The following is a 12,947-nucleotide window of genomic DNA, read 5'->3' as shown; positions in this document are numbered from 1 at the left end:
GCACGACTGGCGCGGGATTTTTTTAGTGGGTAGCATGTACGAGAAGACCGACATTGCGGGAGAGACTCTGTCGCCGGAGGCCGCGGCAACGCTGGAGCATTTGCTTGCCGGCCGCGTCGAGGAGCGCATTTCGCGTGCTGATCTGGCCGGACATGTGGTCTGGATCAAGCGGTATGATCTCGGTCACAATCGCCTGATCAAGCGAAGCTGGGCGAGGCTTTCGGCTTTGATGCCGGTGCCCGCTATGCGCTCGTCACCGCCCCTCGACCCGGCCGGTTCGGTGCATCGTGAAACTCGAAAGATCCATGCATTTCGCCAGGCGGGCCTCGGTGTGCCCGATGTGCTCTTCAGCAACGACGAGACGCTTGTTCTATCGGATGCCGGACGCATCTGCGAGCGAGAGCTTATGCGCCTGGAAGCCGCCGGTAAGGAGGGCGCGTATGATGCGCTTCTCATTCGCCTGGCCAGCGCGCTGGGGGAGGTTCATCGCCGTGGGCTGTGTCACGGTCGTCCGCATCCGCGCGACATGTTTCTGGCCGCCGACGACCAGATCGGTTTTTTCGATTTCGAGGAAGAGCCTGAGGCGGTGATGCCGATGCGGACCGCACAGGCGCGCGACGTCTGGTTGCTGTTTCTGCAGATCTGCACCGTGGCCAGAACGCCGCAAACACCCGGGCTTGCCTTCGATGCCTATCTTGTCGACCAGCCGGATGGCATCCTGGACGAATTGCGGCGTTTTCTGCGCTTCCTTTCGCCACTCGTGCCGTTGCTCGGACCGCTCGAGCACCGTGTGCTGGGCAAGGACGCCCAGCGCGCATTGCGTGCCACGCGGTGTCTGCGGGACGCGGTCTCGCAAAGAAATACTGCGCCCCGGCGCCCGCACGGCGCACAAACCGGACAAGCCGGAGAGGAATGAGAATGACGGAACTGGCAGATCTCGAACAATCATTGATGACGCGTGTTGCCGATGCCGGTGATGAGCAGCAGATCGAGGCGGTGCGTGTCGCCGTTCTCGGCAAGAAGGGCGTCATCACCGAAAAGCTGAAAAGCTTGGGAAGCATGAGCGCCGATGAGCGCAAGACCGCAGGCCCGGCCATCAACACTTTGAAGCGGCGCATCACCGATGCCATCGCCGCCCGCAAGGCCGAACTCCGGCAGGCGGCGATTGCCGACCGTCTGGCCAGCGAAACAGTCGATATCACCCTGCCCGTGCGCGTTTCGCCGGCCGAAAGGGGGCGCATCCATCCGATCAGCCAGGTCATCGATGAGATCACCGCCATATTTGCCGATATGGGCTTTGCGGTCGCCGAAGGTCCGGACATCGAGACCGATTATTACAATTTCACGGCGCTCAATTTTCCGGAGGGTCACCCGGCCCGCGAAATGCATGACACGTTCTTCTTTCCGCCCGACAGCGAGGGAAAGCGCAAGCTTTTGCGCACCCATACCTCCCCGGTGCAGATACACACCATGGAGGCGCAGAAGCCACCAATACGCATCGTCATTCCCGGCAAAACCTATCGCCAGGATTCCGATGCCACCCATTCGCCGATGTTCCACCAGCTCGAGGGGCTGGTGATCGACAAGTCTGCCAATGTCGCCAACATGAAATGGGTGCTTCAGGAATTCTGCAAGTCGTTCTTTGAAGTGCCGTCACTGAACATGCGGTTTCGGCCATCCTTCTTCCCCTTCACCGAGCCGAGCCTCGAAGTCGATATTCAGTGTGATCGATCGAAGCCGGGAGAGGTCCGGTTCGGAGAGGGCAACGACTGGATGGAAATTCTCGGGTGCGGCATGGTGCACCCCAATGTGTTGCGTTCCAGCGGCCTGGATCCGGACGAATATCAGGGTTTTGCCTGGGGCATGGGCATCGATCGTATCGCCATGCTGAAATACGGCATGCCGGATCTGCGCGATTTCTTCGATGCGGACGTGCGCTGGATCGATCATTATGGCTTCCGGCCGCTCGATATCCCAACCCTGTTCGCCGGATTGAGTGGGTGATCGTCTGGCGAATGGTTCGGGCGGCATGAAAGGAGCGACACATGTGGTTTGAGGATTGGACTTCGCTGGCGGAGATCGCCGCCAAGGCAACGATTGGTTTCGTTGGCCTGGTTTTCATGATCCGCATCGGCGGCAAACGCCTGCTCGCCAAGTTGAACGCCTTTGACATGGTGATCACCTTCACGGTCGGCTCTCTGCTCGCCAGTATGATCGTCTCGGATACGGTCACCGTCGCCGAGGGTCTCGTGTCCTTGTGTGTCCTGCTCGGTCTCGCTGCACTGACCAGCTTCCTCGTCTCGCGTTCTTCGTTTTTCCAGACCATCGTGAAATCCGAACCGACCTTGCTGCTTTACGAAGGCAAGCCACTGGAAGCCAATCTGAAAGCTGAGCGCATTGCCGAAAAGGAATTGCATTACATCATGCGCAGCCACGGCGTCAGCGACCTGAAGAAAGTCAAGGCGATCGTACTCGAGACGGATGGTGATTTTTCTCTCCTCACCGATCTTGGAGACCGGCAAACCGGAGCGCTGGCCGTATCAAGGATAAAGCCGCCGTCCCGGCCCGAATGAATCGCAAGCGCTTTTGCACCCGCCGTTCGCATTAAGTTCAAGACAACTGGAACCGACCGATGAAATTCACCCTCTCCTGGCTTAAGGACCACCTTGAGACCGATGCCACGCTCAACCGCATCGTCGAGACTTTGACGATGATCGGCCTCGAGGTTGAGGCGGTCGATGACAAGGCAGCGTTCCGGCCCTTCACCATTGCCCGGGTCGTCTCGGCAGAACCGCATCCCGATGCGGACAAGCTGCAGATCCTGAAGGTCGATGCCGGACCGGACTGTAACAACGGTGCGCCGGTTCAGGTCGTCTGCGGCGCTCCGAATGCGCGCACAGGTCTGATCGGGGCCTTTGCCGCACCGGGCACCTATGTGCCGGGTATCGACATCACCCTCGGCGCGGCGTCGATCCGGGGTGTCGAAAGCTTCGGCATGATGTGCTCGGAGCGCGAGCTGCAGATGTCCGACAATCACGAAGGCATCATCGACCTGCCCGATGATGCCCCGGTCGGCACGTCCTTTGCCGCCTATGCGGGGCTCGACGATCCGGTAATCGAGATCGGCCTGACCCCTAACCGCCCCGATTGCACCGGTGTCTCCGGTATCGCCCGCGATCTGGCCGCCGCCGGCCTGGGCCGCCTCAAGAGCGGCGCGGTCGAAGCGGTCAGCGACGAGGGCGACTGCCCGGTCGACGTGCGTCTCGAGGCGCCGGAGCTGTGCCCCGGATTTGCCCTGCGGCTGGTGCGCGACGTCAGGAACGGTCCTTCGCCGGCCTGGATGCAGCAACGTCTGATGGCCATCGGCATGCGACCGATCAATGCGCTTGTCGATATTACCAACTATGTCACTTTCGACCGCGGCCGCCCGCTGCATGTCTTCGATGCGAGGAAGGTTGAAGGCAACCTCGTTGTCCGGCGTGCTCTCGAGGGCGAAGAACTTCTGGCGCTCGACGGCCGGGACTACCAACTCGGCCCCGACAACTGTGTCATTGCCGATGATCGCGGCGTTGAATCGATTGCCGGCATCATTGGCGGCGCCCATACCGGCTGCGACGAGACCACCACGGACGTGCTGATCGAATCGGCACTGTGGGATCCGATGAATGTTGCGCGCAGCGGCCGCGATCTCGGCATCATCACCGACGCCCGCTACCGCTTCGAGCGCGGCGTAGATCCGGAATTCATGGTGCCCGGCCTCGATCTGGCGACCCACCTTGTCACCGAATTATGTGGTGGCAGTCCGACAAAGGCGCAGGTCGTTCTCGGCACACCGACCGCTACCGACGGCACCATCGTAGGCAGCACCGGTCACCATTTCCGCGAGGTTGATTTTCCCCTTGCTGAAACCCGGCGTCTGACCGGGCTCGACGTTGGGCGCGAGGCCAGCATCGCCATTCTCGGGCGTCTCGGATTTGCGCCCAGGACAACCGACAACGCCAATAGTACGGATGCGGCCGCCTCCGAGAGCGTTCGCTTTATCGTCCCGTCCTGGCGTCCCGACGTGGAAGGCAAGGCTGATCTGGTCGAGGAAGTCATGCGCATTCACGGCGTCAACGAGATCGCTCCTGTACCCCTGCCCAGTCAGGGATCCGTAGGCACGCGCATCCTCACGACATTGCAGATCCGTTCGCGTCTGGCACGCCGGGCGCTCGCCGCGCGTGGCATGGCAGAAGCAGTGACCTGGTCCTTCATTCCCCACGCGCATGCCAAGGCCTTCGGTGGCGGCAAGCCGGCGCTCGCTTTGTCCAATCCGATCTCGGCTGACATGTCGGATATGCGCCCCTCGCTGCTGCCAGGCCTGCTCGCTGCCGCCGGTCGCAATGCCGACCGCGGGTTCGGCGACGTGGCCATGTTCGAGGTGGCGGGGACCTATGAAAGCGATAATGCGGACGGGCAGCGGCGGGTCGCCGGCGGCATTCGCCGCGGCACCGCGACCCTGACCGGTTCCGGACGAGATTGGAACGCCCCCGGCGAAACCGTCGGTGTCTTCGACGCCAAGGCTGATGCTTTCGCCGCCCTCGAGGCTTGCGGTGCGCCGGTTGGCAGATTGCAGGTCACGCGCGATGCTCCCGATTGGTATCATCCGGGCCGATCCGGAGCCATCAAGCTCGGTCCAAAGGCTGTGCTCGGCTACTTCGGGGAATTCCATCCCGCCGCGCTCGAAGCGCTTGATGTCACCGGACCCCTCTGCGGCTTCGAGATTTTCATAGACGCCATTCCCGAGCCGCGCCGCAAGGCGACCCGCACCAAGCCGGTGCTCTCCCTGTCGCCTTTCCAGGCCGTGCGCCGCGATTTCGCCTTTGTCGTCGGCACCGAAACCGCGGCTGGAGACATTGTCCGTGCCGCCGCCGGGGCCGACAAGCAGATGGTATCCGACGTCAAGGTGTTCGATATTTTCGAAGGCGAGAGCCTCGGGACGGGTCGCAAGTCGGTGGCCATCGAGGTGACGCTGCAGCCGCGCGACAGGACGCTGACCGACGAGGATCTTGACCGCATCTCGGCTGCCATAGTCGGCAGTGTCGAGAAGGCGACCGGCGGGACCTTGCGGAACTGACAGTCAAGATGAGGCGGCGGGATGCATCGCCGCTTCACTCTCCGGTGGCAGTTGGCGGGCAAGCTGCGCTATAAACCGGCAATCGTCCAAGCCGGTGAGCCGCAATGAACCTGATTCTCAATTCCGACAGCTACAAATACTCGCATTTCGCCCAGTATCCGCCGGAAACCGCGGCAATTTCGGCCTATATCGAGGCGCGGCGCGGCGGCGCCCATGAACAGGTGCTCTTCTTCGGATTGCAGATGTTTCTCAAGGAGTATCTGTCCCGTCCGGTCACCATGGCCGATGTCGATGAAGCGGAAGAGATGATACGGGCCCACGGCCTGCCGTTCCATCGTCAAGGTTGGGAGTTGCTGGTTACACGCCATGATGGCCGCCTGCCGCTGCTGATCGAAGCATTACCCGAAGGCACGCTGGCGCCCGTCGGCACACCGTTGGTGCAGGTGCGCAACACCGATCCCGATTTCTTCTGGTTGCCGACCTTCATCGAGACCGCCTTGCTGCGGGCCGTATGGTATCCCTCGACCGTTGCCACCGTCTCGCATGGCGTGCGCAAGATCATTGCCGGCTCGTTGCAGCGCACCTGCGACGACCCCGCCGGCATCCTGCCCTTCCGCCTGCATGATTTCGGTGCCCGCGGCACCACCAGTGCCGAACAGGCCGGAATAGGAGGCGTTGCCCATCTGGTCAATTTTCTTGGCACGGACACCGTTGCAGCCCTGGTCTACGCGCGCCGCTACTATCACGAGGAGATGGCCGGCTTCTCCATACCCGCGGCCGAGCACTCGACGATGACAAGCTGGGGCGAAGACCGCGAAACCGACGCCTACCGCAACATGTTGGCGCAGTTCGCAGCGCCCGGCAAAATGGTCGCCGTCGTGTCGGATTCCTACGATCTTTACCGGGCGGTCAAGACGATCTGGGGCGAAGAACTGAAAGCTGAAGTCGAGGCCTCGGGCGGCACACTTGTCGTGCGCCCGGATTCCGGGGATGCGACGCGCGTCCCGATCGATACCGTTGAAATGCTCGGCGAGATCTTCGGATCGACGGTCAACAGCAAGGGATACCGGGTTCTCAATCCAGCCGTGCGGGTCATTCAGGGCGACGGCGTCACGCCGGAAGCGATCCGCATTATCCTCGGTCGTCTTGAGGATCAGGGTTGGTCAGCGGAAAACATCGCCTTCGGCATGGGCGCCGGGCTGCTGCAGAAGGTCAACCGCGATACGCTGCGCTTTGCAATGAAGGCCAACGCCAGACAGGATGCGGCTGGTGCCTGGCACGGCATCAACAAGAACCCGAAGACCGATCCCGGCAAGGCTTCGAAGCGCTATCGGCAGGCCGTTGTCCGTGACGGCGACATGCTGCGAGCCGTCCCCTTGAAGGAAATCGGCGAGCGCCAGAACCTGCTGCGCCCGGTCTGGGAGAACGGCGCCTTGCTTGCAGATTGGAAGCTGTCGGAGATTCGCGCCCGCGCCAACCCCGAATGATTGGAACAGCCGTGACCGGGATCCTGGAAAGGAGATAATCCAGGCAGGCGCGCGCGGCGGCGTTACTCTCCCGGATCGGCGCGGCGGCGCAAGGCCCGATAGGCCGCGGATCGATCCGATTCGGCCGACACACTGGCGAAAACGAAACGAGAATAGCCCATATACGAAAAGGCCATTGCCGAGGACGAGGCGAGAATAAGCGCGATGTAGGGTGAGATCGTCGGGATGGCCAGCAACATCAGCGAATAGCTGCCGAAATTGATCCCCGCGGAAGTGACTCCGACGCTGCCATAACGCGCGCCCTCGGCAGCCAGTGAGCGTCCCGAGGCATCAAAAGTGAAGCGCCGGTTGAAATACCAGGTGCAGGCATTCGCCGCGGCGATGGCCAGCGCGCGGCCGAAATAGGGGCCGAACGAGGTGTAGCGCAACACGAAGTGCAGCACGGCGACATCGACGATAAATCCGATACTGCCGGCGACGCTGAAGAAGAAGAGCTTTTTCATGCGGCCTTTCTGCTCTGTGGAACCTTGAACGTTCTCGCCCCGGTCTGCCGTCAGCTCATGCTGTCCCATTTCGGCAGTCCTTTTCGGATCGACCGCGTTCTGCAATGGCCGTGGCGGCGCGCACCGGTCAGTTTCGGCTCGCCATTGCTTCATCACACAAATCCCGCGTTTCTGCGGCGGGATCGAGGTGACGGGCCCGCTTCACACCCGCAGAAGGGGCTGCAGGCGCGGGGGCAAAATAGCATCAGATTTGTCAGCATCAAGGCCCCTATCATCATGGACGCCAAGACCGGCTGCAAAAAAGACCGCACATAGTGCTGCGTCGGCGGCAGCAGGGCCTCCAGAACCAAGCGGATACGGCTGGTGGTTTCGCGGTTTACGATACTCAAACATCCTGTGGCTGCGGAGGATCAGGCAGCGCGGATCGGTTTCGCCCGACCGTCGTCTTCAGCATCCGCTTTTTCGTCCGCGGGGCCGTGGAAAGACGCAGGCAGACGGGCGTTGTCGCGCGCGCGCTGTCGTTGCCCGCCCAAAGCTGGCAGGGCCAGATAGACCATCCGCTTTTGCTCGACGCGGCCACGCGCCACCGAATCGAGAATAATTCCGGCGGCGAGGACCACAAGGGCCATTAACATCAGACCGATTGCCAGCATCCAGGTCGGCAGTTTCGGCACCAGGCCGGTCGCGAAATATTCACTCACCACCGGGACCATCAGCACGATCGACAGGGCCGACATTGCCAGGCTGATCGCGCTGAAAAAGGCAAAAGGACGCGTTTCCTTCATCAGCATGCTGAGCATCCAGAGAATCTTGCCGCCATCGCGCCATGTCGACAGCTTGGATGACGAGCCTTCCGGGCGGCGACCGTAATCGAGCTCCAGCTCGGAGACGGGCAGCCGCAATGATGAAGCGTGCACGCTCATCTCGGTCTCGATCTCGAAGCCGTTGGAGATCGCGGGAAAGCTCTTCACGAACCGACGGCTGAAGGCACGGTAGCCGGAAAAGATGTCAGAGAAATCCTTGCCGAAGATCGCACGGTAAAGGCGGTTGAACAAGGCGTTGCCCAAAGCATGGCCGCGCCGTCCGGCATCGCGCGTCACATCGCGGCGCGTTCCCACAACCATATCGCTGCCTTCGGTCAGCAGCGTGCGGATCAGGTCGGCCCCGTCTTCCGGTGCGTAGGTGCCGTCGCCGTCGGCCATCAGATAAATGTCCGCCTCTATGTCGGCAAACATGCGGCGCACGACATGGCCCTTTCCCTGGCGCGTTTCGCGCGTCACGAAGGCTCCGGCAAGCGCGGCCCGCAGTGCCGTCTGGTCATCGGAATTGTTGTCGTAGACATGGATCCGCGCCCCTGGCAGAGCTGTGCGAAATCCTGCAACCACCGCCGTGATCGTTTCGGCCTCGTTGTAGCAGGGGATCAGAACCGCAATCTCCAGTCCGTCCAGCAAACCGTCTTTCATCATGCGCTCCCAACAACGGCCCGTGCCGTGAATGGGTTTTACTATTTCTTGAGAAGGTTAAGGCTAGGTTGCGCGCGTCGAAAAACCTTGGCCGTGACAGTCCGCAGATGGCCTGCCCCATTCAGGAGGGAGACGCCCTTGCCGCATCAAATCGACGTCGCCCCGGCCTCGGCCGCGTCCCCTCTGTCGCGTCCCCCACACCCTGCGAATGCTTCCGCCGCTCGCAATGTGCTGAGCGATCTGCACCGGCCCGTCTGGATCGTCTTCACCGCTTTTGTCATCGCCTGCGTATTGCTGTCAGTGTTTTCGTTCTCGGATTACGTCGGCCAAGACAATGACGATGTGATGCGGCTCGTTCAGGTTCGCGACTTGCTGGCCGGTCAGGGCTGGTACGACCTCATCCAGTATCGACTCGGGCTGGAAGGCGGCACCCTGATGCACTGGTCGCGGCTGGTCGACCTGCCGATCGCCTTGCTCATATCCCTGTTCTCGGTCGGACTGGAACCGCTTCAGGCCGAAGCGGCGGCGCTGTTCGTCTGGCCGGTGCTCACCGCCCTGCCGCTCTTTTATGCTCTGGCAGCCGGAGCGGCTGGCGTGGCGGCGCCCGAAAACCGCCGGACAACGGTCGTGCTGGCGCTTCTCGCCGGGTTGTTGTTCACACTGATGGTCAGTCGCTTCCAGCCGGGCGGCATCGACCATCACAATGTGCAGCTGGTGCTGTACGCGATCATTGCCGCCTGCCTGGTGCAGCCGGGATATCCGGCCAGGGCGTGGCGACTGGCCGGCGTCGCCGCGGCTTTGGCAATCGCCATCGGCGCCGAAACGACACCACATGTCGCGCTCGCCTGCGCTGTGGTTGCCGTGGCCTGGTTGATCGCCGGACCGGCGGCACGATCGGCCACCCGAGCTTTCGCGCTGGCGATGGCGGCTGCGCTGACGCTGGTCTATTTCGTGACGGTACCGCCCACCGCCTACGCTTTCGTCACATGCGATTCGCTGTCGACGGGCTTTTACAGTCTTGGCGTTATCGGCGCGGGCGGGCTGTTTCTTGTCGCTTCTACGCTGTCGGCGAAATCGCTTCCCGTTCGCGCTGCCGGCTTGGCCGCTGTCGCCGCAACAACGGCGGCAGCCGCAGTACTGGTCGCGCCCCATTGCCTGGGAAATCCGCTGGCTGGTCTCGACCCGTTGCTTGAGACTTTGTGGCTGTCGCATGTCCATGAAGCCCAATCGGCATTCGATTTGCTGGCGCGCGATCCCTGGCGGCTGCCCGGCGACTTCATGGTCCCGGTGCTGGCCTTCATCGTTCTTGGCGTGCGTTTGGTCCAAGGGCGCGCCGGCTTCGCCGATGCTGTTCTCGCGGCGTTGATCGTGATGTCCTTTGCCATCGCATTGGTTCAGCTGCGCGGCGCTGTCTTTGCCAATCTTCCGGCAATACTGGTTCTTGCGCCTCAGGTGGCGCGGCTGCGGGCGCGCTATCGCCGCGATCCCAGCCGGCTCTCGTCTGGCTTTGCCTTTGCGGGGATGGCTTTGATCTCGCTGCCGATCGTCTGGCACATCGCCGCGACCCTGGTGCAACTCGCTGTTGCGCAACTGAACGGCTCCCCGATGCCGATTGACAAGGCGGCTGCCGCCGAAAAGCCGGCCTTGTGCCGCAGCGAAACGGCGTTGAAGCCGCTTGCCAGCCAGCCTGTCGGCGTTGTTGCCTCGCCATCCAATCTCGGTGCGTCGATCCTCCGCTACTCACCGCACCGTGTTCTCGCCGCGCCCTACCACCGCAATCAGGCGGGCATGCTGGCCCAACTCAGGATAGGAATGAGCGGATCCGGCGACAGCCTTGCGCAATTGCGTTCTGCCGGTGTGACGCTCGTCGCCTTCTGCGCCGCCGATCCGGAGACCGGCTTGCTCGCCGCCGAGGCGCCCGACGGGCTGTATGCGCGTCTTTTAAGGAATGACCTGCCGGCCTATTTGCAGCCGGTAGGTAAGGAAGCCGGCAGTCCCTTGCGTCTCTTCGCGGTCGTCACGCCGCCTGTCCCGCGATAGATAACGTCCCGCTCTCGCCACAGCGTTTGTGCGCCGAGAGCGGAGTTCATCATAGAGGCAGCGGTTTCAATGCCGACCGCCAGGCGCTATTCTGCGTCCAAGTGATTTGCCCTCCCCATGGAGTTCGCTGTTGAATTCGACCTTTATCCTGCAGTGTGCCGGCCGTCTGGCGCTGATCGGTACACTCATCGCCGCCCTGACGGCCGCCGCCGCAGCCGACAACGCTGTGCCGGCCAAGCAACTGTTCGGCGCCGCCTCTCTGCCCGCCTCGCTTCCGGCCCAGCCCTATGGTTTTTACACCAAGGGGTGTCTGGCGGGCGGTGTCGCGCTTCCCACCGACGGACCCACCTGGCAGGCCATGCGCTTGTCGCGCAACCGTCGCTGGGGACATCCTGATATGATTGCCCTGGTCGAAAGACTGTCGCGCGAAGCAGCCGCCGAGGATGGCTGGCCGGGCCTGCTTGTCGGTGACATTGCCCAGCCGCGCGGCGGACCGATGACCTCTGGACACGCTTCGCACCAATTGGGCCTCGATGCGGATATCTGGCTCAATCCGATGCCGGCGCAGCGCTACACCAAGGAACGGCGCGAATCCGTCTCCGCGGTCTCGATGCTGAAGGAGGGGACGCTCCACGTCGACCCGGAGAAATGGACCACGGCGCACGCGCGTCTGTTGCTGCGTGCCGCCAGCTATCCGCAAGTCCAACGCATATTCGTGCATCCTGGCATCAAGAAGAAGCTTTGCGACACCTGGGAGGGAGACCGCACCAATCTTGGCAAGCTGCGGCCCTATTGGGGGCATCATTACCACTTCCATATTCGCATGCGCTGCCCCGATGATGCGGTCAACTGCCGGCCACAGGCCGGCATTGGAAACGGCGACGGATGCGGCAAATCGTTGGCCTGGTGGTTTGGCGACGAGCCGTGGAAACCGGCTGAGCCGCCGAAAAAGGGGCAGAAGCCGAAACCGAAACCGGAAATCCGGCTCGCTGACTTGCCAGGCGCCTGCGCGCGGGTCATCGATGCCGGCGCACCGCCGTCGGCGGCTGCCGCGACCTACGGGATCGGCTATGCCAACCCGCCCGAATTGCGCGAACAGAGCGGAGCGGCCCCGGTCGATATCCCTGTTCCCACGCCGCGGCCGAAACCGTGAGTGGCGGTCTGCATGGCGGGATCGCGGCAGCACCCCTCTTTGGGCCGTGCGCTGCAAAGCATAGGGACGGAACCAGGACTTCGGACGAATTGGTGCATCAATATGCACTCATGAAAGGGATGGATCACCATGCAACCGGGAGGTGACGACAGCGCCATCGCTTATCCCATACTGATCGGCGATATCGGCGGCACCCATGCACGCTTCGCGATCCTGGTCGATGCCTATGCCGAGGCCAGGGAATTTCCGGTCCTGCGAACCGAAGACTATCCGTCGATCGACGCCGCTATCCAGGAGGGCGTCCTCGACAAGACGTCGCTGCAGCCTCGCTCTATCGTTCTGGCCGTTGCCGGGCCGATGCGCGGCGGCGAGATCGACCTGACCAATTCACCCTGGGTGGTGCGACCGCGAAATCTCATCGCGGAACTCGGCTTTCGCGATGTCACGCTGATCAATGATTTCGAGGCGCAGGCAATGGCGACCACTTCGCTGGAGCCGGAATATCTCGAGAAAATCGGACCGGGCAGCGTCAAGCCGGCATCTGCGCGCGTCATCCTCGGTCCGGGCACCGGCCTCGGTGTCGCCGGCCTGATTCATGCGCGCCATACCTGGTTTCCCGTGGCCGGCGAGGGTGGGCATATGGATATCGGACCGCGCAGCGATCGCGATTTCCAGTTGTTTCCGCTGTATCAGCGCATCGATGGCCGGGTGTCCTGTGAACAATTGTTGTGTGGCCGCGGCCTCGTCAACATCTACCGTGCCGTCTGTGCCCATGCCGGGCAGTCTGCGAGTGCGCAAGACCCAGCCGAAGTGACCGCCGCCGGCCTTGACGGGAGCGATGACGCGGCGGTCGAAACACTGCAGCTGTTCGCCACCTATCTTGGCCGGGTCGCAGGTGATCTGGCTCTGGTCTTCATGGCGCGGGGCGGGGTCTACCTCTCTGGCGGCATCGCCCGTATCATCCTGCCCGTCCTGCAGCAGCCGGAATTCCGCGCCGCCTTCGAGGACAAAGCGCCTCACAGCAGCATTCTGCGCGATATTCCGACGTTCGTTGCGACCCATCCGCTGGCTGCTCTGAGCGGTCTGGCCGCCTATGCCAGAACGCCGGCGCGCTTTGGCGTAATGACCGAGGGCCGGCGATTTTCTGCCTGAAGCCGGAAGGAGCGGGCAGCGCGGCATCTGGTC

10 protein-coding genes are annotated in these 12,947 nt (G+C 62.6%); 8 read left to right on the top strand and 2 right to left on the bottom strand.

Annotated elements, in window-relative coordinates; genetic code table 11:
• The first annotated feature begins 34 nt into the window (after positions 1–34).
• The 5 genes from KY465_RS10360 to KY465_RS10340 all read left to right on the top strand — a co-directional run bounded on the left by KY465_RS10360 (position 35) and on the right by KY465_RS10340 (position 6,603).
• Complete coding sequence (locus KY465_RS10360) at positions 35–916, top strand: BUD32 family EKC/KEOPS complex subunit (protein WP_219201567.1); 882 nt, start codon at positions 35–37, stop codon at positions 914–916.
• A gap of 2 nt (positions 917–918) precedes the next feature.
• On the top strand, positions 919–2,004 hold the full coding sequence (pheS, locus tag KY465_RS10355; protein ID WP_219201566.1) for a phenylalanine--tRNA ligase subunit alpha: 1,086 nt from the start codon (positions 919–921) through the stop codon (positions 2,002–2,004).
• Positions 2,005–2,045: 41 nt separating this feature from the next.
• The gene (locus KY465_RS10350) at positions 2,046–2,573 is read left to right on the top strand and encodes a DUF421 domain-containing protein (protein WP_219201565.1); all 528 of its coding nucleotides are present in this window, start codon (positions 2,046–2,048) and stop codon (positions 2,571–2,573) included.
• A gap of 59 nt (positions 2,574–2,632) precedes the next feature.
• Positions 2,633–5,116, top strand: coding sequence for a phenylalanine--tRNA ligase subunit beta (gene pheT / locus KY465_RS10345; RefSeq protein ID WP_219201564.1), 2,484 nt, complete (start codon positions 2,633–2,635; stop codon positions 5,114–5,116).
• 104 nt (positions 5,117–5,220) lie between these two features.
• Entirely contained in the window at positions 5,221–6,603 is a 1,383-nt protein-coding gene (locus KY465_RS10340) for a nicotinate phosphoribosyltransferase (protein ID WP_219201563.1), read from the top strand.
• A gap of 62 nt (positions 6,604–6,665) precedes the next feature.
• Here the strand turns inward: KY465_RS10340 and KY465_RS10335 are convergent, their stop codons facing one another.
• Both KY465_RS10335 and KY465_RS10330 read right to left on the bottom strand, forming a co-directional pair.
• Complete coding sequence (locus KY465_RS10335) at positions 6,666–7,106, bottom strand: GtrA family protein (protein ID WP_219201562.1); 441 nt, start codon at positions 7,104–7,106, stop codon at positions 6,666–6,668.
• 410 nt (positions 7,107–7,516) lie between these two features.
• On the bottom strand, positions 7,517–8,569 hold the full coding sequence (locus tag KY465_RS10330) for a glycosyltransferase (protein ID WP_219201561.1): 1,053 nt from the start codon (positions 8,567–8,569) through the stop codon (positions 7,517–7,519).
• 138 nt (positions 8,570–8,707) lie between these two features.
• Here KY465_RS10330 and KY465_RS10325 point away from each other — a divergent pair, with 138 nt between their 5' ends.
• The 3 genes from KY465_RS10325 (at position 8,708) to KY465_RS10315 (ending at position 12,914) form a co-directional block, all read left to right on the top strand.
• Complete coding sequence (locus KY465_RS10325; RefSeq protein WP_219201560.1) at positions 8,708–10,609, top strand: hypothetical protein; 1,902 nt, start codon at positions 8,708–8,710, stop codon at positions 10,607–10,609.
• A 130-nt stretch (positions 10,610–10,739) separates the two neighbouring features.
• Positions 10,740–11,762: a penicillin-insensitive murein endopeptidase gene (gene mepA, locus KY465_RS10320; RefSeq protein WP_428982976.1), complete on the top strand. Its 1,023-nt coding sequence runs from the start codon at positions 10,740–10,742 to the stop codon at positions 11,760–11,762.
• A 129-nt stretch (positions 11,763–11,891) separates the two neighbouring features.
• Positions 11,892–12,914, top strand: coding sequence for a glucokinase (locus KY465_RS10315; RefSeq protein ID WP_219201559.1), 1,023 nt, complete (start codon positions 11,892–11,894; stop codon positions 12,912–12,914).
• The last annotated feature ends 33 nt before the right edge of the window (positions 12,915–12,947 follow it).

It is taken from the genome of Neohoeflea coraliihabitans, from assembly GCF_019334345.1.
GTDB lineage: Bacteria > Pseudomonadota > Alphaproteobacteria > Rhizobiales > Rhizobiaceae > Pseudohoeflea > Pseudohoeflea coraliihabitans.
This window is presented reverse-complemented; position numbering and strand designations above follow the sequence as displayed.